This window comes from Saccharothrix longispora (assembly GCF_031455225.1).
In the GTDB taxonomy this organism is placed as follows: domain Bacteria; phylum Actinomycetota; class Actinomycetes; order Mycobacteriales; family Pseudonocardiaceae; genus Actinosynnema; species Actinosynnema longispora.
Genome location: NZ_JAVDSG010000001.1, coordinates 8,202,421 through 8,221,907 on the forward strand (window position 1 = coordinate 8,202,421; position 19,487 = coordinate 8,221,907).

The following is a 19,487-nucleotide window of genomic DNA, read 5'->3' on the forward strand; positions in this document are numbered from 1 at the left end:
CCCGGTGGCCGTCGGTGCTCCCTGGCACCATGCGGGCCATGAATGATCTTCAGGTTTTCCGACGGGCCGCGCTGGAGCGCGGTACCCCCGAGCCGGTCGTCGACTGGTGGCTCGGGCTGGCCCGTCCCCAGCTGCTGTTCCACCGGTACGAGGACTCGCACCGCGCGGCGGGCGTGCCGGTCGCCGGGACCTACGGCGGGTACCCCCGGCTCCCCGCCGACGTCGAGTGGGACGGGGGCCTCGACCTCGTGGTGTCGATCGACTGCGCCACTCTGCCGCGTGACCTGCCGGACTTCCCCCTCCCGACGGACGGCGCCCTGCTCTTCTTCGGGACGGACTACGAGGAGGACTGCTACTGCCGGTCCTGCACGCCGCCGGAGCGGCAAGGCCGGGTGGTGCACGTCCCGGTGGGCGCGGTGACCTCCGAGCGGGTGCCCCCCGAGGACCCGGAGGACGAGGAGGACGAGTACCCGGGGGGCGAGTCCCCCACCGGGCCCTTCCCGATCCGGTGGACCCGCCGCTGGGCCTTCCCCGCCGACGAGTCCACCGCGGTCCGCCGCAGCGAGGAGTACCGCGAGGCGTTCCGGCGGTACGACCTGCAGAGCTTCGCGTCCATCCTCGACGAGGACGACGCGGTCTTCGCGCTGGGCGGCTACGCGCTCGACTCGCAGGACGCGTTGAGCGCCCAACTGGAGGAGGAGCGGTACGCCGGGTCCGAGGACTGGCGCCAACTGGCCGAGTGGGCCACGACCTTCAAGGGGTACGGGAACACCGGCCGCTCGATGTGGTGCATCTCCCGCGAAGACCTGGGCGTCGCCCGCTTCGACCGGACCATGGTGAGCACCGACATCAACGTGTGAGCGGGGCGGCCGGGAGGTTCCCACCCCGGGTCACCGGGGCGGGAACCCGCTGCTCAGACGTAGGCTTCCAGCTCCGCGACCTGCGCGTAGTGGGCATCGTCGACCTCCCACGCCACCGCCCGGGACTCCCGGGCCTCGGCGGGTCGCCCCATCAGCTCCTCGGGCAGCGCGGTGCAGTCCTCGATCAGCTCGGCCAGCGTGTGTTCCTCGGTGTTCCTCACGCTGACGACCGTATGCGCGTGAACTGCTTGACGAAAGCCCTACCGGGTGGTACTACCGCCCGGTAGGGCCGATCGTCTTCGCGAGCCGGTCCGCGGCGGACGTCAGAGCTTGACGGGGTAGTGCGGCTCCGGCACGACCGGCCGGATGCGCCCCTCCACGAAGATGCCGTGCCAGATCATGAACACCAGCAGGGCCCAGATGCGGCGGCTGTTGTCCGCCACGCCCGACCGGTGCTCCTCGATGACCCGCAGCACCGCGCCCTTGTCGATGTACCGGTCCGTCTGCGACTGGCGCACGTGGTCCACGGCCCAGTCGTGCATCTCGTCCTTCAGCCAGTGCCGGATCGGCACCGGGAAGCCCAGCTTGCGCCGGTTGAGCACGTGCGCGGGCACGATGTCGCGGATCGCGCGGCGCAGCGCGTGCTTCGTCGTCTCCCGGGTCAGCTTCAGCTCCGACGGCACCTGCGAGGCGATCTTGAACACCTCGGGGTCCAGGAACGGCACCCGCAGCTCCAGCGAGTTCGCCATCGTCATCTTGTCGGCCTTGACCAGGATGTCGCCGCGCAGCCACGTGAACAGGTCCACGTGCTGCATGCGGGTGACCGGGTCCCAGCTCGCCGACTCGCGGTAGGGCTGCGCCGTCACGTCCTGGTGCGACACCCGCGGGTCGTAGGTGCGCAGCACCTGCCGCAGCTGGTCGTCCATGAAGATCCGCGCGTTGCCGTAGTAGCGCTCCTCCAGGGTGAGCGCGCCCCGCCGCAGCAGGTCCTTGCCGCGCACGCCCTGCGGGATCTTCGTCGACACCCGGCCCATGGCCTTGCGCAGCGCGCCCGGCACCTTCTCGAACGGGGCCAGGGACAGCGGCTCGCGGTAGATCGTGTAGCCGCCGAACAGCTCGTCCGCGCCCTCGCCCGACAGCACGACCTTCACGTGCTCGCGCGCCTCGCGGGCGATGAACCACAGCGGCACCAGCGCCGGGTCGGCCACCGGGTCGTCCAGGTACCAGGTGATCAGCGGCAGCGCGTCCATCATCTCCTGCGCCGTCACCGCCCTGACCACGTGCTTCACCCCGATCGCCGCGGCCGACTCGGCGGCCACGTCGATCTCCGAGTAGCCCTGGCGGTGGAACCCGGTGGTGAACGTGATCAGGTCCGGGTTGTGCTCCTTGGCCAGCGCCGCGACGACCGTCGAGTCGATGCCGCCGGACAGGAACGAGCCGACCGTCACGTCCGCGCGCATGTGCTTGGCGACGGAGTCGCGCAGCGCCTCGGTGATCTCGTCGTACAGGCGGTCCTCGTCGGCCTGCCCGCGCACCGCGCGCGGCCGGAACGTCGCCGGGAAGTACCGCTCCACGACCGGCCGGCCACCCGGCGTGAGGGTGAACGAGGTGCCGGACTCGATGCGGTGGACGTGCGTCTGGAGCGACTCCGGCTCCGGCACGTACTGGAGGATGAAGTAGTGCTGGAGGGCCTTCTCGTCCACCTCCGGCTGGATGCCGATGGCCGGGGCCAGCTCCAGCACGGACTTCTTCTCGCTGGAGAACGCCACGCCGCCCGGGCCGGCCGCGTAGTACAGCGGCTTGATGCCGAACGGGTCGCGCGCGCCGAACACCACGCGCCGCGCCTTGTCCCAGATCAGGAACGAGAACATGCCGCGCAGCCGGGCCACCGCGGTCGGGCCCCAGTAGTGGTAGGCCGCCACGATCGTCTCGGTGTCGCCGTCGGTGGCGAACACCGCGCCGAACTGCTTGGTCAGCTCCGCGCGCAGTTCGACGTAGTTGTAGATCTCGCCGTTGAACAGGATCGCGTACCGGCCCTGCGCCTCGGGCGGACCCCAGTGCAGCGGCTGGTGCGAGTGCTCGATGTCGATGATCGACAGCCGGTTGAAGCCGAAGACGACCTCACCGCCCTGCCAGGTGCCGCTCTCGTCCGGGCCGCGGTGCCGCATGCAGCGCAGGGCGCCCGCCACCGCCGAACGCGCCCGCTCGGCCTCGTGCTCACTAGGGCAAACCAGTCCTACCAGGCCACACACGCGGTAGACACCTTTCGAGTCGTGTGGTTAAGCCCCCAGTATGCCGGGACCCCTCCGTGTGACCGAAACTGCACCGCACGGGGGCGGCCCCCGGCGGGTGACCTGCCGTGTCCTGGGCTACGCTCCCGCATGATCCGGCATGGGGTGCAACCACATCCCCTGCCCGCAAAGCTTTGAGCGAGGAGGCGGCGAGCAGTGGGCCTGAAGGAGGGCACCAGGGCAGCGCGGCTGGCGAAGGTCACCGGGCTGGTCGGCCTGGTCGGCGTCGGGGCCACGGGTTGCTCCACGGAAGAGGTGCTGCGCTTCGGCTGGCCGGTGGCTGTGACGCCCCAGGCCGAGGCGATGCGCGAGCTGTGGACCTGGTCGGTCGTCGCGGCTCTCGCCGTCGGCGTGATCGTGTGGGGCCTGATCCTCTGGTCGGTCGCGTTCCACCGCAAGAAGAGCGAGGAACTGCCCCGCCAGGTCGCCTACAACCTGCCGCTGGAGCTGGTCCTGCTCGTCGTCCCGACGGTCATCGTGGCGGTGTTGTTCTACTTCACCGCGGTGACGCAGAACTACGTCAACGACCAGAGCGAGGACCCGGACGTCACGGTCGACGTGGTCGCGTTCCAGTGGAACTGGGAGTTCCGCTACCCGGACTACAAGACCGGGACGTCCGACCTGCCGGTGAGCACGGTCGGCTCGTCCGGCGAGATCCCGCTGCTGGTCGTGCCGCAGGGCCAGTCGATCCGGTTCCGGCTGGAGTCGACCGACGTCATCCACTCGTTCTTCGTGCCGGAGTTCCACTTCAAGCGGGACGTCTTCCCGCAGCCGAAGAAGAACAACCAGGACAACGAGTTCCAGATCGACCAGATCGACCGGACGGGGTCCTTCGTCGGTCGGTGCGCCGAGCTGTGCGGCACCTACCACGCGGTGATGAACTTCGAGGTCAGGGCGCTGGAGTCGGCCGACTTCGACCGGTACATGGAACTGCGCCAGCAGACCAACGAGAAGACCGGCACGCCCTACACCGCGGCCGAGGCGCTGACCGAGATGGACTGCGGCGAGCTGTGCACGCCGTACGCGGTGACCACCACGCCCTTCGAGACCGACCGGACCGTCCGCGAGGCGTCGTCCGGCGCGGGTAAGTAGGAGGAGGCCGCGATGAAGGTCGAAGCCCGCATTTTCGACTTGGTGATGGCGTTCTCGTTCCTGATCGCCGTCGTCTACGGCTACTGGACGTGGGCGGACACGGACGCCGTCGAGCCCATCGGCACGGTGGCGCTGGCCCTCACCGGTGGCCTGGCCCTGATCGTGGGCACCTACTTCCGCTTCGTCGCCCGGCGCATCGAGGTGCGGCCCGAGGACAACGCGGACGCCGAGATCAGCGACGGCGCCGGTGAGCTGGGCTTCTTCAGCCCCGGCAGCTACTGGCCGATCGGCCTGGCCGCCGCCGCGGCGGTCGCGGGCGTGGCGCTGGCGTTCTGGCACGTGTGGCTGCTGGTGATCGCGGTCGTGCTGCTGCTGATCGCCATCGGCGGCCTCGTGTTCGAGTACCACACGGGCCCGAGCCACGAGTGACCTGCTCTTGGGCGAAGGCCACCACTCCTCCGGGGGTGGTGGCCTTCGTCGTATTTCACCCTCTGCCGCCCTCAGGCGGCCTGCTGCCCGCTCCCGCCGCCACTGCTCTGGTAGCGGTCGACGTACTCCTGCCCGGACAGCTCCAGGATCCGGTAGACGATCTCGTCGGTGACCGACCGCAGCACCGGCAGCGACTCGTGCATGCCGGCGTACCGGTCGAAGTTCAGGGGCCGGCCGAACCGGATGGTCACGGGCCTGATGCGAGGCAGTTTCGCGTCCACCGGCTGCACCTGGTCGGTGCCGATGATGCCGACCGGCACCACGGGCGCACCGGACTCCAGCGCCATCCGCGCCACACCCGTGCGGCCGCGGTGCAGGCGGCCGTCCAGGGACCGCGTGCCCTCCGGGTAGATGGCGAACGCGCCACCGCCGTCCAGGATCTCCTTCGCGGTGTCCAGCGAGGCCCGTGCCGCCCTCCCGATACCCCGGCGCACGGGAACGTGGCCCAGCGAGCCGAAGAAGTACCGGGAAAGGGCGCCCTTGAGGCCGGAGCCCTCGAAGTACTCGGCCTTGGCGAGGAACGACACCCGCCGCGGCACCACCATCGGGATGACGATGCTGTCGATGAACGACAGGTGGTTCGGGGCGAGGATGACCGGCCCCTCGGCGGGCACGTTCCCCAGTCCTTCGACCCGCGGCCGGTAGACCATCCGCGCGGTGGGCGCCACCACCCGCTTCATCACCGTGTAGAGCATGCCCACAGCATGACCGTCCCCTGTTACCCGGCGGTGAAAAAGGTGGCCGGAGTCTCGCGAACCCCCCCGAGCGTAGAACTCAAGCCTCCCGAACGCAGGACTCTCGCGCCCTGAACGCGCGACACGCCCGGCCCGAACGCACGACACGCGGGCCGCGAACGCACGACACGCGCGAGTCGTAAGTTCAGGTCGCGCGAGTCGTAAGTTCAGGTCGCGCGAGTCGTAAGTTCAGGTCGCGCGAGTCCTGCGTTCAGGAGCGTTGAATTCTGCGTTCGGGTCAGGAGTCGGACAGGGTGCGCTTCAGCTCGGTGGAGCGGGCCGCCCAGCGGCGGAGGAGGGCCGCCGCCGCGCCCGAGTCGACCGCCCCGGCCGCCTTGGTCAGGCCGGCCGCCAGGTCCGCGTGCAGGTCCCCGGAGAGGCCCGCGTGGGCCGCGATGGCGCCCGCCGCGTTCAGCAGCACGGCCTCGCGCACGGGTCCCGGCTTGCCTCCCACCAGGTCGCGCACGACCTCGGCGTTCAGCGTCGCGTCACCGCCGCGCAGGTCCTCCGGCAGCGCGGGCGCGATGCCCAGTGCCGACGGGTCGACCCGGTCCTCCCGAACCTCGCCGCCGTCGACCACCCACACGGTCGTGGTGGTGGTCGTGGTGATCTCGTCCAGCCCGTCGTCGCCGCGCACGACCAGCGCCGTGCTGCCGCGCCGCGCGAACACGCCCGCGATCAGCGGTGCCGCCGCCGCCCGAGCGCACCCGATCAGGCCGACGGTCGGCTGCGCCGGGTTCGTCAGCGGCCCGAGCAGGTTGAACGACGTGGGGATGCCGATCTCCCGCCGCGGCACGCCGGCGTGCCGGAAGCCCGGGTGGAACACCGGCGCGAAGCAGAACCCGATGCCCAGCTCGGCCACCGTCTCCTGCACGCCCAGCGGCGGCAGGTCGATGGCCACGCCGAGCGCCTCCAGCACGTCCGCCGTGCCGCACTTCGACGACGCCGCGCGGTTGCCGTGCTTCACCACCGGCACACCCGCGGCCGCCGCGACCAGCGTCGCCATCGTCGAGATGTTGACCGAGCCCGAGTTGTCGCCGCCCGTGCCGACGATGTCGGCGACGCGCCCCTCCACGGTGAACCGCCGGGCGTGCTGGAGCATCGACCGCGCCAGGCCGTCGACCTCCTCGGGCGTCTCGCCCTTGGCCCGCAGCGCGACCAGGAACCCGGAGATCTGCGCCGGGGTCGCCGCGCCCGTCATGACCTGGTCCATGGCCCAGGCCGTGTCGGCCTCGCCCAGGTCGACCCGGTCGATCAGCTGGTTGAGCAGTAACGGCCAGGTGCGGTCGGCCACGGCGATCAGCCCCGGACGACGGGCAGTGCCGTCGAGCGCAGCACCTCGGCCACGGTCTCGGCGGCGGCCAGCGGGTCGAGCGGGTGCACGAGCACCGCTTCCGCCTGCGACCAGGTGGCCAGCCACCGGTCGTCCTTGCGCCGCACGGCCACCACGATCGGGGGGCAGTCGGTGATCTCGTCCTTCAGCTGGCGGCACAGCCCCATGCCGCCGGCGGGCTGGGCCTCGCCGTCGAGGATGGCGAGGTCGACGCCGCCGTTGTCCATCTCGTACAGGACATCGGCGATGCCGCCCACCTCGACGTACTCCACGCGGCCCAGGTCCGGCGCGGGACGGCGACCCACCGCAGTGATGATCGTCTCACGCACCTCGGGGCGGTGGCTGAACACCAGGATCTTGGTCGTCTGCGTGCTCATGTGCGCGATCCTCCGGCCGGGTCGGGTGCCAGGTGACGCAGATGTTATCCGGCTAGCGGTGTGTGACCTGAAGCGCATCCCACCCGATCCAGTCGCCACCCAGCCGCTGGGCGAGGCCGGCCATCCTGGCGCGCTCCTGCGCGCAGTGCAGCGCGTCGAGCTCCTGCACCCGCAGGGCGTGCACGCGCTCGCCCACGACCAGCTCCCAGCCGTCCGGCGCGAGCAGCTCGCGCGCGCGTTCCACCTGGTCAGGAGGTAGCACGAGGTGGTGCCGCAGCACCGCGGGCTCGCCGGACCGCCACTCCGGCGACCGCGCCAGCACCGCCGAGTCCGCCTCCACGAGGTCGAACGCCTCCACGACCACCACCAGGCCGGGTGAATCGATCCGCAGTGCGGGTTCGCCGCGCCCGAACAGGCGATCGCGCAACCGCTCCAGCAGTCCCATGCCGCTCCCCACCACGTGTGTGACCCAGATGACCTGCGGCACCGCCCCGGACCCGATGGGCGAGGCGAAAACCTGCAAGCAATAATGCGTCGTGTGACAACGGCAGCGCCCTCAATCGGCCAGCGCGTGCACTCGCTGAACCGCCCGAACATGGTCAGCGTCGGCACGATCGTCTGGCTGTCCAGTGAGCTCATGTTCTTCGCGGGGCTCTTCGCCATGTTCTTCACGGTGAAGGCCCAGAACGAAGGACCGTGGCCCCCCGCGCCCACGCACCTGAACGTGCCCTACGCCCTGGTCTTCACGACCATCCTGGTGGCGTCCTCGTTCACCTGCCAGTGGGGTGTCTTCGCGGCGGAGCGCGGTGACGTCTTCGGGCTGCGCCGCTGGTACCTCGTCACGCTGATCATGGGCGCGATCTTCGTCTGCGGCCAGGCGTACGAGTACATCGAGCTGGTCGAGAACGGCACGACCATCCCGGGCTCGGCGTACGGAACCGTGTTCTTCCTGACGACCGGCTTCCACGGCCTGCACGTGATCGGTGGTCTGATCGCGTTCGGCTACCTGCTGGTCCGCACGAAGCTGAGCAAGTTCACGCCGGCCCAGGCGACCTCCGCCATCGTCGTGTCGTACTACTGGCACTTCGTCGACGTGGTCTGGATCGGCCTGTTCGCCGTCATCTACATCGTGCCCTGACCAGCTCGAACCCCGAACTCACACCAGCAAGGGTTGCCGCACACATGACCACCAACACCACACGGGCCCGGAAGCGCGGCACCAAGCTGCGCCGGCGGATCTCGGGCCTGCTCGCGCTGGGCTTCGCGCTGCTGACCGCGGGCTTCCTGTTCAGCGCCCTGGCGCCGCAGCCGCAGACCGCGCAGGCGCAGGACGACCCGGCGCAGGTGCGACTGGGCGAGCAGCTCTACAACAACACCTGCATCTCCTGCCACGGGAAGAACCTGGACGGCGTGGAGGACCGCGGCCCCAGCCTCATCGGCGTGGGCGAGGCGTCCGTCTACTTCCAGGTCTCCTCCGGCCGGATGCCCCTGGCCCGCCAGGAGGCGCAGGCCCAGCGCAAGCCGACCAAGTTCACCGCGGAGGAGGTCGACGCGCTCGGCGCGTTCATCCAGACCCGCGGCGGCGGTCCGACGACCCCCGAGGAGCGCGGCGAGGCGCTGCGCGGCGAGGACCCGGCCCGCGGTGGCGAGCTGTTCCGGCTGAACTGCGCGGCGTGCCACAACTTCACCGGCCGTGGCGGGGCGCTGTCGTCCGGCAAGTTCGCGCCCGAGCTCGACGGGGTGACCGAGGAGCAGATCTACACCGCGATGCTCTCGGGCCCGCAGAACATGCCGAAGTTCTCCGACCGGCAGCTCACGCCGGAGGAGAAGGAAGACATCATCGCGTACATCAAGTCGGTGACCGACGGGAACAACAACCCCGGCGGCGCCTCCCTCGGCGGCTTCGGGCCGGTTCCGGAGGGACTGATCGCGTTCATCGTGGGTATCGCCGCCCTGATCGGCGTGACCCTCTGGATCGGAGCCAAGGCATGAGCGGCGAGAAGCCGACCAACGTGCCCGGTGAGGCCGAACTCGCCGGCATGAGCAGGGACGAGCTGGTCAAGCTCGGCACGAACCTGGACGGCGTGGAGCTGGTCCACTACGAGGAGCGCTGGCCGGTCAAGGGCACGCGCGCCGAGAAGCGCGCCGAGCGCACCGTGGCCCTGTGGTTCCTCATCGCCGCGCTCGGCGGCATCGCGTTCCTGGTCGCCTTCATCTGGTGGCCGTGGAAGTACGAGGCCCCGAACACCGAGCACCACTTCCTGTACAGCCTGTACACGCCGGTCATCGGCCTGACCCTGGGCATCTCGATCCTGGGCCTGGGCATCGGCGCGCTGCTCTACACGAAGAAGTTCATCCCGGAGGAGCTGGCCGTCCAGCAGCGCCACGACGGCGGGTCCTCCGAGGTCGACAAGGCCACCGTGCTGGCCGAGCTGGCCGACGCGGGCGAGCGCTCCACCCTCGGCCGCCGGTCGCTCATCAAGCGCACCGCGGGCCTCGGCGCCGGCGTGTTCGGCCTGGGCGTCCTGGCCGTGCCGCTGGGCGGCCTGATCCGCGACCCGTGGGCCGACAGCGACTCCAAGGACTCGCTGTGGCACACCGGCTGGAAGGCCGAGAACGGCGAGAAGGTCTACCTGCGCAACTACACCGGCGACCCGCACGAGGTCGTCCTGGTGCGGCCCGAGGACCTGGACGCGGGCGGTTACCTGACCGTGTTCCCGTTCCGGGAGTCGGAGCGCGACGACGAGCACGAGCTCATCATGGCCACCAAGCGGGTCGACAACCCGGTGCTGTTGATCAAGTTCCGCCCGAACCAGCCGATCGTCAAGCGGGCGGGCCAAGAGGACTTCAACTACGGTGACCTGTACGCGTACTCGAAGATCTGCACCCACCTCGGGTGCCCGGCCTCGCTGTACGAGCAGCAGACCGGTCTGCTGCTGTGCCCCTGCCACCAGTCGCAGTTCGACGTCTTTCACTACGGCAAGCCGCGGTTCGGTCCGGCCACCCGGGCGCTCCCGCAGCTTCCGATCACGGTGGACGAGGACGGATACTTGATTGCCCGCAGCGACTTCATCGAGGCTGTGGGTCCGGCGTTCTGGGAGCGTAAGTCATGAGCGGCATCACCACGCCGACCAAGCGGCAGGGAGCCGGCGGCCGCCTGGCCGGCGGTGCCGCGAAGTGGGCTGACGACCGGTTCCACATGGCCGGTGGCATGCGGAAGCAGATCAACAAGGTCTTCCCGACCCACTGGTCGTTCCTGCTCGGCGAAGTCGCGCTGTACAGCTTCATCATCCTGCTGCTGTCCGGCACCTACCTCGCCCTCTTCTTCGACCCGTCGATGGAAGAGATCATCTACGACGGCACGTTCACGAACCTCCTGGGCATCCCGATGTCCCGGGCGTACGAGTCGACGCTGGAGATCTCGTTCGACGTGCGCGGCGGCCTGTTCGTGCGCCAGGTGCACCACTGGGCGGCGCTGCTGTTCATGGGCGCGATCGTCGTCCACATGTTCCGGATCTTCTTCACGGGCGCGTTCCGCCGCCCGCGCGAGATCAACTGGGTCATCGGCATCCTGCTGTTCCTGCTGGGCGCGATCGAGGGCTTCCTCGGCTACTCGCTGCCCGACGACCTGCTCTCCGGCACCGGCCTCCGCGTGATGGCGGCGCTGATGCTGTCGATCCCGGTGGTCGGCACGTGGATCAACTGGCTGGCGTTCGGCGGCGAGTTCCCCGGCACGGAGATCATCCCGCGGCTCTACACGCTGCACATCCTGGTCATCCCGGCGATCCTGCTGGCGCTCATCGCGGTCCACCTGGGCCTGGTCTGGTACCAGAAGCACACCCAGTTCCCGGGCGTCGGGCGCAAGGAGACGAACGTCGTCGGCGTGCGCATCATGCCGGTGTTCGCGGCCAAGGGCGGCGGCTTCTTCGCCGTCGTCGTGGCGGTCACGGCCATCATGGGCGGCGTCTTCCAGATCAACCCGATCTGGAACCTCGGCCCGTACAACGCGGGCCAGGTGTCCGCGGGCGTGCAGCCCGACTGGTACATGGGCTGGACGGACGGCCTGATCCGCCTGTGGCCTGCGTGGGAGCTGTACCTGGGCAACTACACGGTGCCCGAGCCGTTCCTGCCGTTCATGCTGGGCCTGCCGCTGCTGACCGGCCTCGCGGCCGTGTACCCGTGGATCGAGCGGAAGCTCACCAAGGACTACGCGCACCACAACCTGCTCCAGCGGCCCCGCGACGTGCCGGTCCGGACGTCGCTCGGCGCGATGGCCATCGCGTACTTCATGGTGCTGCTGATCTCGGGCGGCAACGACATCATCGCCTTCAAGTTCGACATCTCGCTGAACGCGATGACGTGGATCGGGCGCGTCGGCATGCTGCTCATCCCGCCGATCACCTACTTCATCACCTACCGGATCTGCATCGGCCTCCAGCGGGCCGACCGCGAGGTGCTGGAGCACGGCGTGGAGACGGGCATCATCAAGCGCCTGCCGCACGGCGAGTTCATCGAGGTCCACCAGCCGCTGGGCCCGGTGGACGACCACGGCCACCCGCTGCCGCTGGCCTACCAGGGCGCGTCGGTGCCGAAGAAGATGAACAAGCTCGGTTCGGCAGGGCACCCGGTGCCGGGCAGCTTCCTGACGCCGGACGCGCCGGAGGAGACCGCGGCGCTGACCCGTGCCCGCGCGGCGCGCGGCGTGTCCGGGAACGACGCGCTGAGCGGCGAGAACGCGTCCGCCGGCGAGCTGGCGGGCAAGCCGGCCCAGCCCGAGGGCTGATCCGCTCCCACTGCGACGAGAGCCCCGCACCGATCCGGTGCGGGGCTCTCGTCGTGAGCGGGGTCCGTCCGGGTCAGGCGTCGTCGAGGCCGATCGCGAACGCCGCCTCCGTGTCGCGCTTGGCGTAGGAGCGGAACGAGATGTGGGTGTCGGTGTTGAGCACGCCCGGGACCTTGGAGATGTGGCCGGGGACCAGGTCGGCCAGGTCCTCGTGGCGGGCCACCTTGACCAGGGCGATGAGGTCGACGTCCCCCGCGCACGAGTAGACCTCGGTGACGCCCTCGATGTCGGCGATCGCCTGCGCCGCGTCCGGGATGGTGTCGGCGGCGGCCTGGATCAGCACGATCGCGGTGATCACGGGGGTCCTCCTGGGGGAGTCGGGGTGTCGACGGCCACATGCTAGTGGCCCGCCGCGCCCGCGGCCCGGTGCGGGAGGCCGTCCGGTCAGTGCCCCGCCGGGCGGTACTGGTCGCGGCCCGCCTCGGCCCGGGCCACCCAGTGTCGCCAGGCGCCCGCCGCGCCGGCCGGCGAGGTCCACGGGGTGTCGCAGTGCACCAGCCGGGTGCCCGGCTGGTCGAGCCAGCGCAGGACGACCCCGGTCTCCTCCGGCGGCGCCCCCCGCAACGGCCCCGGACCCGGCACGACCGTCTCCGCCGCGGCCACCAGGGCGTCCACCACGGGCATGGGGCGGACGCCCCGGGGCGCCGTGCCGGCCGAGGCCAGGCGGCCGTACCGGACCACGGCGAAGTGCCAGCCCCCGGCGCCGTCCGGGCGGGCGGCCACGAGTTCGGGCAGGGCGGCCAGGCCCGCCAGGCGCTGTGCCCGGTCCAGGGCCCGGACCAGTGACGACACCCGGTCGCGGTGGGTGGCGGCGTCCTCGAAGCGGTGCGCGGCGGACAGGTCGTCCAGGTGGGCGGCCAGGGTGGTCAGCGGCGTGGTGTCCTCGCCCGCCACCAGGGCCCGGAACGCCGCGGCGGCGGGGGCGTAGTCGTCCGGTGACTGCCTGCCCGCGCACGGCGCCTTGCAGCGGCCCAGTTCGTACAGGGCGCACGGGGAGGCGGTGGCGTTGCGCGGGATGCGCTGGGAGCACGCGCGCAGCGGCACGGCGTCCTGGAGGGTCTCCTGGGCGGCCTCGGCCACCCGGCGCGTCCGGAAGGGGCCCAGGGCGCCGTCGCGCGGCGTGCGGACCACGGACAGGCGCGGGAACAGCTCGTCGGTGAGCACGAGCCACCACGCGCCGGCCTGGTTCTTCGAGCGGCGGTTGTAGGCCGGTTTGTGCGCGGTGATCAGGCGCAGCTCGCGGACCTGCGCCTCCAGCGGGTGCGAGCACTCGACGACGTCCACCCTGGTGGCCAGCGCGACCATTTCGCGCAAGCGCTTGCGGCCCTCGCTCGCGGTGAAGTACTGGCGCACCCGGCGACGCAGGTCGGAGGCGGTGCCGACGTACAGGACCTCCTCGGACGGGCCGCGGAACAGGTAGACGCCCGGCGTGGACGGCAGGTCGGCGGCCAGGGTGCGCTTGCGGCGCTGCTCCGGGGTGACCTCGGGCAGGTAGGCGAGCAGCTCCTCCAGCGAGTGCACGCCGAGGTTGCCGACGCGTTCCAGGAGCCGGTGCAGCACCTCGACGGTGGCCTGGGCGTCGACCAGCGCCCGGTGGTTGGGCGCGACCGGCACGTGGAACAGTTCGGCGAGCGCGGACAGGCGGACGCTGGGCGCCTCGTCGCGGGTCAGCACGCGACGGGCCAGGCGGACCGTGCAGACGACCGTGGGCTTCGGCCAGGCGTAGCCCAGGCGGGTGCAGGCGGCCTTCATGAAGCCGACGTCGAAGCCCGAGTTGTGGGCGACCAGCACCGCGCCCGCGGCGAACTCCAGGAACGCGGGCAGCACGGTGCGCATCGGCGGCGCGCCCGTCACCATCACCTGGGTGATCCCCGTCAGGGCGACGACCTGCGGCGGGATGCCGCGCTCGGGGTCGACGAGGGTGCCGAACTCGCCGATCACCCGGCCGCCGCGGACCTTGACCGCGCCGATCTCGGTGATCGCGTCCTCGTCCGGCCGGCCCCCCGTCGTCTCCAGGTCGAACACCACGAACGTGGTGTCGCGCAGCGGGGTGCCCAGTTCGTCGAACGTGAGCTGAGTAGTCATCAGCCGGGCACGGTAGCCGGGCGGTCCGACACTCCCGGGACGACCTGGCGTTACCGGATCGGTGGATGGGGGGTGCGGGCCGTAGCCTGTACGGGTGCAAGACCCGATAGCGCCCCTCGACGAGGACGACGACCTGGAGCCGGAGCAGGTCGTCGAGTCCACTGTGGACTGGTCCTCGCTGCCCGAGCCGCTGCGCGCGCGGCTCGCGGAGCTGAGCGCGGACGCGTTGGGCGACCTGGCCAAGGTCGACGTGCCGCAGTCGCTGCGCGCGGTGGCGCGGTTCGCCCCCACCAAGCGTGCCAGGCTCGGCGCCGGTCCGCTCGTCAACGGCCTCCGGTCGTCCTCGAACTTCCGCGCGGCGGTCGTCGAGTGGCTGGAGCGCAACCGGCCGGCCGCGCTGGAGACCACCTCGCCGGACCCGGTCGCGGCCGGTGCGGCGGCGATCCTCCAGGGGGAGGAGGTCGCGGCGCACTTCGTCGAGCTGGTGGCCCGGCGGTGCGCGGACGCGGCGCTGCGCACCGAGCGGGACGGCGCCGTGCAGCGGCTCGAACGCCTGGAGGCGGAGCTGGAGCGGCTCCGGGCGGAGCGGGTCGCGGCGGGCGGCGCGGCGGAGAAGGTGCGCGAGGAGGTCGAGGTCGAGCTGGACCGGCTGCGCAAGAGGCACCGCGAGCAGGGCGTGCGGCTCAAGGAGGCCAAGGACCGCGCCGAGGCGGCGGCGACCGAGGTCGAGCGGGTGCGCGCGGAGGCCGCGGCCGAGGTGCGGCGGCTGGCCGCCGAGCGGGACCGCGAGCGGGAGCGCGCCGAGAACGAGCGCGCCAGGGCGCAGCGGGCGATCGCCGACGCCGAGGTGGCGCGGCAGTCGGCCAAGGAGGCGCGCCAGGCCGACGAGGTGCGGCTGGCGCTGCTCGTGGACACGCTCGACGGCGCGGTGAACGGCCTGCGGCGCGAGCTGGCGCTGGGCGGCGCCGGACCGCGTCCCGCCGACCTCGTCCGGGGCGCCAGCGCGGGGCAGGGCGCGGTCGGGCGGGTGGAGGACCCGGCGGCCCTGGACCGGCTGCTGGCGCTGCCCGCGGTCCACCTGATCGTGGACGGCTACAACGTCACCAAGACCGGCTACCCGGAGCTGTCGCTGTCCGACCAGCGGGACCGGCTCGTGCACCAGCTGGCCGTGCTGGCGGCCCGCACCGGCGCGGAGGTGACGCTGGTGTTCGACGGCGCCGGCGTGGTGGCCGTGCCGACGTCCGCGCCGCGCGGGGTGCGCGTGCTGTTCAGCGATCCCGGCGTGCTGGCGGACGACGTGATCCGGGCGCTGGTGACGGCCGAGCCCGAGGGCCGTCCGGTCGTCGTGGTGACGTCCGACCGGGCGGTCGCGGACTCCGTCAGACGGCGGGGTGCGCACCCGGTGCCCTCGGCGGTGCTCCTGGCACGACTTGGCCGGGTGTGAAACCCACCGTATTTTTCACACCACTGGGTGTCACACGACAAGGTCACGGCCGCGTCGCCCGGGCTCGGATGTGAACTTTGCGTATTTAGGGGACCCCGGTGGTGGACGCAGACACCTGTCTTTCGTAACCTAGCCGAGATCTCGTGGCGAGCATGTCGGTCATCCTGGCCGGCGACACGGGTTCACCGCCGAATCGGCCTGTCGGGGAGCCGAGCCGGACATGCGAGTTCGAGCTGTCGGGTCGCGTCACGCGCCCGCACCGGTAGGCGGTCCACACTGAAGGAGACACGCGCGACTGTGGCGTCGCAACGACTCAAGCGCGGCCTGCGCGGGGCGATGGCGGCCACGGCGGTGGCCGCTGCCGCGGTGGGCGTACTGCCCGTACCCGCCGGGGCCCAGCCCAACACGCCCGCGAACGCCTCCGAGGCGCTGAAGAAGTACAACGAGCTGGCCGAGGAGGCCACCAAGCTCAACGAGGAGCTGTTGCGCGCCGAGGAGCAGCGCAACGCCAACCAGACCCTGCTGGACCAGGCGAACGCCGACCTCGCCCAGGCGACCCAGGCGGGCGACCAGGCGAAGGCCGACGAGGAGAACTTCCGCGTCCAGGTCGACAAGCTGACCGAGGCGTCGTTCGAGGGCGCGCGGTTCAACCAGTTGTCGGCGCTGCTGGTGTCGGACTCCCAGCAGGACTTCCTCAACCGCATGTCCGCGCTGGGCGTGCTCGCCTCGGACAACGACGAGGCCCTCGAACGGCTCTCCGGGGCGGTCGACGCCGCCGAGGACGCCCGCTCCAAGGCCGCCGACGCCCAGGGCCGCGCGCAGACCGCGAGCGACGAGGCGAACAAGATCGCCGAGGACATCAAGAAGCGCCAGAGCGAGCTCCAGGGCCAGATCGACGAGGTCAAGACCCAGCTCAACCGCCTCACCACGGCCGAGCGCACCACCCTGGCCGACCCGGGCGACCGCCCGAACGTGGCCGTCCCGGCCGGCAAGGCCGGCGAGGCGCTGAACTTCGCGCTCGCCCAGATCGGCAAGATGTACTCGTACGGCGCCACCGGCCCGAACGTGTACGACTGCTCGGGCCTGACCATGAAGTCCTACGCGGCGGCGGGCATCAGCATCCCGCGCACCAGCCAGGGCCAGGCAGGGGCGGGCCGCGCGGTCAGCCGCGGCGAGGTCACCGCGGGCGACCTGATCATCTACAACGGCGGCATGCACGTCGGCATGGCGGTCGACAACGGCCGCGTCGTGCACGCCTCCACCGACGGCGTCCCGGTCAAGGTCGTCGGCCTCAACGAGCCCGGCTCCATCTACGCGATGCGGCGCATCGCGGGCTGAGCACCGCCGGTCGCGCACGCGCGGCCGGCACCGGACGCGCGACAGGGCCATCCTGGCAACGGGGTGGCCCTGTCCCGTCCCCGGGGCCGCCCGCACCGCCCGCCGGGCACGTCGACTGGAGGTTCGTGAGCCGCTACCGGGTCCTGCTGGCCGTGCTGGTCGCCGTGACGTTCCTGTCCGGGGTCGCGGTGGCCGTCGTGCCGCCGGGCACGCCCGCGCCGTCGGCCTCGGCCGCGGTGCCGTCGGCGCGCGAGGAGGCGGTCCGGTCGCTGCTCGACCGGCGGGCCGAGGCCCTGCGGGAGCGCGACGAGACCGCGTTCACCGCCGACCTCGACCCGGACGCGGACCCGGCGTTCCGGCAGCGGCAGCGCGACCTGTTCCGCAACCTCGCCGCCGTGCCGCTGGCCGAGTGGGACTACCTGCTGGGCGGCCCGAACGAGGCGGCCCCCGCCGAGGCGGCCCCGGCCCCGCCGACCCCGCCCGCCGCCGACGAGTCGTGGGCGCCCGACGTGCGGTTGTCCTACCGGCTGCGGGGCGTCGACGTGGCGCCGAGCACCCAGGACATGGCCTACCTGTTCACCCGGCGCGGGGATCGCTGGTACCTCAACTCCGACACCGCGCTGGAACCCCTCGGCAGGCGCACGTGGCGCGGGCCGTGGGACTTCGGGCCGTGCCACGTGATCAGCGGGACCGGCGGGTTCGTGCTCAGCCACCCCGGCGGCGAGGCGCTGGCCGCGCGGGTGCTCGCCGAGCTGGAGGGCGCCGTGCGCGCGGTCTCCGAGGTGTGGGGCGACGCGTGGTCGCGGCAGGTCGCGGTGCTCGTGCCGGCGGGCGTGGAGGAGATGCGCGCCCTGGTCGGACCGGGGTTCGCCACCGGGAGCATCGCGGGTGTCGCCGTCGCCGACCGGGTGGACCCCGACACGCGCACCGCGCGCGGTCAGCGGGTCGTGCTCAACCCCGACAGCGCGGGCGTGCTGTCGCCGCTGGCGCTGCGCGTGCTGCTGCGGCACGAGATCACGCACGTCGCGACGCGCGGCGAGACCGTGGACGGCGCGCCGATGTGGCTGCTGGAGGGGTTCGCCGACTACGTGGGCTACCGGCGCAGCGACGTGCCGCCGCGCAAGGCCGCCCCGCTGCTGGCCGCGCAGGTGCGCGAGTCGCCGCCGGAGGCGCTGCCCCCGGACGAGGACTTCCGGGGCGCCGGGATGGAGCTGGCCTACCAGCAGGCGTGGTCGCTGAACCTGTACCTGGCGTCCTCGCTGGGCGAGCCGGCGCTGGTGGCGCTCTACAAGCGGCTGGCGCGGGCGCCCGCGTCCCGGGTGGACGACGTGCTGCGCGCCGAGACCGGCCTGGACACCGCCGCCCTCGTTACCGGTTGGCGCGGATTCCTGCGGGCGACGTTCCCGTAACGTGGGCGCGTGCGTCGGACCCTGCTGGTGACCAATGACTTCCCGCCCCGGCCCGGGGGCATCCAGGCCTACCTGCACGCGCTGGCCGTGCGGCTGCCCGAACTCGTCGTGTACGCCCCCTCGTGGACCTCGCCCGCCGGCTCGCACCCCGAGTTCGACGAGGTGCAGCCGTTCGAGGTGGTCCGACACCCCGGCACGCTGATGCTGCCGACGCCGGACGTGCTGCGCCGCGCGTCGGACATCCTCCGGGGCAAGCGCTGCGACGCCGCCTGGTTCGGCGCGGCGGCCCCGCTGGCGCTGATGGCGCCGGCGCTGCGGGCGGCCGGCGCGGAGCGGGTGGTGGCGTCGACGCACGGGCACGAGGTGGGCTGGTCCATGCTGCCGGGCGCGCGGCAGGCGCTGCGGCGGATCGGGTCCGGCGTGGACGTGGTGACGTACGTGAGCCGGTACACCCGGTCACGGTTCGCGGCGGCGTTCGGGCCGATGACGGCCCTGGAGCACCTGCCGTCCGGGGTGGACACGTCGGTCTTCAAGCCGGACGCCGGCGCGCGCGAGGCGCTGCGCACCCGCTACGGCCTCGGTGACCGGCCGGTGGTCGTGTGCGTGTCCCGGCTGGTGCCGCGCAAGGGCCAGGACGTGCTGGTGCGGGCGATGCCGGAGATCCTGCGGCAGGTGCCGGGCGCGGTGCTGCTCGTCGTGGGCGGCGGGCCCTACCGGAAGACCCTGGAGCGGCTGGTGTCGGACGTCGGCGTCGCCGAGCACGTGGTGCTGACCGGGTCGGTGCCGTGGGAGGAGCTGGCGGCGCACTACAACGCCGGTGACGTGTTCGCGATGCCGTGCCGGACCCGGGGGCGCGGGCTGGACGTCGAGGGCCTGGGGATCGTGTACCTGGAGGCGTCGGCGACCGGGCTGCCGGTGGTGGCCGGCCGGTCGGGCGGCGCGCCGGAGACGGTGCGCGACGGCGTGACGGGGCGCGTGGTCGACGGGCGGGACGTGGCGGAGGTGGCGTCCTCGGTGGCGGGCCTGCTGGCCGACCCCGGCCTGGCGGCGAAGATGGGCGCGGCCGGTCGGGAGTGGGTGACGCGGGAGTGGCGCTGGGACGCGCTGGCCGACCGGCTGGCGGCGTTGATCAACGGCTGAGCGGGCCGCGACCCTCGGTCCACCGGTCCGGGCACGGCACGGGGCAGCCGCT

Annotated in this window: 19 protein-coding genes; 11 read left to right on the top strand and 8 right to left on the bottom strand. The window is 72.0% G+C overall.

All coding sequences use genetic code 11. The annotated features are described in order from the left end of the window. Positions 1-38: 38 nt before the first annotated feature. Positions 39-860, top strand: coding sequence for a DUF1963 domain-containing protein (locus J2S66_RS36215; protein ID WP_310314109.1), 822 nt, complete (start codon positions 39-41; stop codon positions 858-860). Positions 861-913: 53 nt separating this feature from the next. On the opposite strand, the gene J2S66_RS36220 is transcribed toward J2S66_RS36215, so the two are convergent. Then, the gene (locus J2S66_RS36220) at positions 914-1,081 is read right to left on the bottom strand and encodes a hypothetical protein (protein WP_310314112.1); all 168 of its coding nucleotides are present in this window, start codon (positions 1,079-1,081) and stop codon (positions 914-916) included. A 102-nt stretch (positions 1,082-1,183) separates the two neighbouring features. Then, positions 1,184-3,112, bottom strand: coding sequence for an asparagine synthase (glutamine-hydrolyzing) (gene asnB, locus J2S66_RS36225; RefSeq protein ID WP_306746990.1), 1,929 nt, complete (start codon positions 3,110-3,112; stop codon positions 1,184-1,186). 195 nt (positions 3,113-3,307) lie between these two features. On the opposite strand from asnB, the gene ctaC reads away from it, so the two are divergent. Next, on the top strand, positions 3,308-4,243 hold the full coding sequence (ctaC, locus tag J2S66_RS36230; RefSeq protein ID WP_310314118.1) for an aa3-type cytochrome oxidase subunit II: 936 nt from the start codon (positions 3,308-3,310) through the stop codon (positions 4,241-4,243). A 12-nt stretch (positions 4,244-4,255) separates the two neighbouring features. After that, entirely contained in the window at positions 4,256-4,672 is a 417-nt protein-coding gene (locus J2S66_RS36235; protein ID WP_310314122.1) for a cytochrome c oxidase subunit 4, read from the top strand. A 71-nt stretch (positions 4,673-4,743) separates the two neighbouring features. Here the strand turns inward: J2S66_RS36235 and J2S66_RS36240 are convergent, their stop codons facing one another. The 4 genes from J2S66_RS36240 to J2S66_RS36255 form a co-directional block, all read right to left on the bottom strand. Next, the gene (locus J2S66_RS36240; RefSeq protein WP_310314125.1) at positions 4,744-5,427 is read right to left on the bottom strand and encodes a lysophospholipid acyltransferase family protein; all 684 of its coding nucleotides are present in this window, start codon (positions 5,425-5,427) and stop codon (positions 4,744-4,746) included. A gap of 277 nt (positions 5,428-5,704) precedes the next feature. Further along, a complete protein-coding gene (gene trpD, locus J2S66_RS36245) occupies positions 5,705-6,760 on the bottom strand; it encodes an anthranilate phosphoribosyltransferase (RefSeq protein ID WP_310314130.1) in 1,056 nt (351 codons plus the stop codon). A gap of 5 nt (positions 6,761-6,765) precedes the next feature. Next, entirely contained in the window at positions 6,766-7,176 is a 411-nt protein-coding gene (locus tag J2S66_RS36250; RefSeq protein WP_310314134.1) for a hypothetical protein, read from the bottom strand. 52 nt (positions 7,177-7,228) lie between these two features. After that, complete coding sequence (locus J2S66_RS36255) at positions 7,229-7,621, bottom strand: hypothetical protein (protein WP_306746984.1); 393 nt, start codon at positions 7,619-7,621, stop codon at positions 7,229-7,231. Between the two features lie 84 nt (positions 7,622-7,705). On the opposite strand from J2S66_RS36255, the gene ctaE reads away from it, so the two are divergent. The 4 genes from ctaE to qcrB are packed head-to-tail and all read left to right on the top strand — an operon-like array spanning position 7,706 to position 11,959. Then, positions 7,706-8,314, top strand: coding sequence for an aa3-type cytochrome oxidase subunit III (gene ctaE, locus J2S66_RS36260; RefSeq protein ID WP_306746983.1), 609 nt, complete (start codon positions 7,706-7,708; stop codon positions 8,312-8,314). A gap of 44 nt (positions 8,315-8,358) precedes the next feature. After that, positions 8,359-9,168, top strand: coding sequence for a cytochrome bc1 complex diheme cytochrome c subunit (gene qcrC, locus J2S66_RS36265; protein ID WP_310314141.1), 810 nt, complete (start codon positions 8,359-8,361; stop codon positions 9,166-9,168). Beyond that, positions 9,165-10,289: a cytochrome bc1 complex Rieske iron-sulfur subunit gene (qcrA, locus tag J2S66_RS36270; protein ID WP_306746981.1), complete on the top strand. Its 1,125-nt coding sequence runs from the start codon at positions 9,165-9,167 to the stop codon at positions 10,287-10,289. Before qcrC ends, qcrA begins: the two co-directional genes overlap by 4 nt. Further along, a complete protein-coding gene (qcrB, locus tag J2S66_RS36275) occupies positions 10,286-11,959 on the top strand; it encodes a cytochrome bc1 complex cytochrome b subunit (RefSeq protein WP_310314145.1) in 1,674 nt (557 codons plus the stop codon). Before qcrA ends, qcrB begins: the two co-directional genes overlap by 4 nt. A 73-nt stretch (positions 11,960-12,032) precedes the next feature. On the opposite strand, the gene J2S66_RS36280 is transcribed toward qcrB, so the two are convergent. After that, positions 12,033-12,317 carry an Lrp/AsnC family transcriptional regulator gene (locus tag J2S66_RS36280; RefSeq protein WP_310314148.1) on the bottom strand — a complete coding sequence of 95 codons (285 nt, stop codon included), beginning with the start codon at positions 12,315-12,317 and terminating at the stop codon, positions 12,033-12,035. Positions 12,318-12,403: 86 nt separating this feature from the next. Continuing rightward, a complete protein-coding gene (locus tag J2S66_RS36285) occupies positions 12,404-14,104 on the bottom strand; it encodes a DEDD exonuclease domain-containing protein (protein ID WP_310314151.1) in 1,701 nt (566 codons plus the stop codon). 133 nt (positions 14,105-14,237) lie between these two features. On the opposite strand from J2S66_RS36285, the gene J2S66_RS36290 reads away from it, so the two are divergent. The 4 genes from J2S66_RS36290 (at position 14,238) to J2S66_RS36305 (ending at position 19,435) form a co-directional block, all read left to right on the top strand. Next, on the top strand, positions 14,238-15,548 hold the full coding sequence (locus J2S66_RS36290) for an NYN domain-containing protein (RefSeq protein ID WP_310315364.1): 1,311 nt from the start codon (positions 14,238-14,240) through the stop codon (positions 15,546-15,548). Positions 15,549-15,845: 297 nt separating this feature from the next. Then, positions 15,846-16,886 (top strand): C40 family peptidase, encoded by a 1,041-nt coding sequence (locus J2S66_RS36295; RefSeq protein ID WP_310314155.1) that lies wholly within the window; start codon positions 15,846-15,848, stop codon positions 16,884-16,886. A gap of 125 nt (positions 16,887-17,011) precedes the next feature. Next, on the top strand, positions 17,012-18,295 hold the full coding sequence (locus J2S66_RS36300) for a hypothetical protein (RefSeq protein ID WP_310314158.1): 1,284 nt from the start codon (positions 17,012-17,014) through the stop codon (positions 18,293-18,295). Positions 18,296-18,304: 9 nt separating this feature from the next. Continuing rightward, on the top strand, positions 18,305-19,435 hold the full coding sequence (locus J2S66_RS36305) for a glycosyltransferase family 4 protein (protein WP_310314161.1): 1,131 nt from the start codon (positions 18,305-18,307) through the stop codon (positions 19,433-19,435). Positions 19,436-19,487: the final 52 nt, after the last annotated feature.

What these genes read in the sequence shown, in the direction of transcription:
- J2S66_RS36215 (WP_310314109.1), top strand. Translation starts at nt 39, where the DNA reads ATGAATGATCTTCAGGTTTTCCGACGGGCCGCGCTGGAGCGCGGTACC.
- J2S66_RS36235 (WP_310314122.1), top strand. Translation starts at nt 4,256, where the DNA reads ATGAAGGTCGAAGCCCGCATTTTCGACTTGGTGATGGCGTTCTCGTTC.
- J2S66_RS36240 (WP_310314125.1), bottom strand. Translation starts at nt 5,427, where the DNA reads ATGCTCTACACGGTGATGAAGCGGGTGGTGGCGCCCACCGCGCGGATG.
- J2S66_RS36250 (WP_310314134.1), bottom strand. Translation starts at nt 7,176, where the DNA reads ATGAGCACGCAGACGACCAAGATCCTGGTGTTCAGCCACCGCCCCGAG.
- J2S66_RS36255 (WP_306746984.1), bottom strand. Translation starts at nt 7,621, where the DNA reads ATGGGACTGCTGGAGCGGTTGCGCGATCGCCTGTTCGGGCGCGGCGAA.
- ctaE (WP_306746983.1), top strand. Translation starts at nt 7,706, where the DNA reads ATGCGTCGTGTGACAACGGCAGCGCCCTCAATCGGCCAGCGCGTGCAC.
- qcrC (WP_310314141.1), top strand. Translation starts at nt 8,359, where the DNA reads ATGACCACCAACACCACACGGGCCCGGAAGCGCGGCACCAAGCTGCGC.
- qcrA (WP_306746981.1), top strand. Translation starts at nt 9,165, where the DNA reads ATGAGCGGCGAGAAGCCGACCAACGTGCCCGGTGAGGCCGAACTCGCC.
- qcrB (WP_310314145.1), top strand. Translation starts at nt 10,286, where the DNA reads ATGAGCGGCATCACCACGCCGACCAAGCGGCAGGGAGCCGGCGGCCGC.
- J2S66_RS36285 (WP_310314151.1), bottom strand. Translation starts at nt 14,104, where the DNA reads ATGACTACTCAGCTCACGTTCGACGAACTGGGCACCCCGCTGCGCGAC.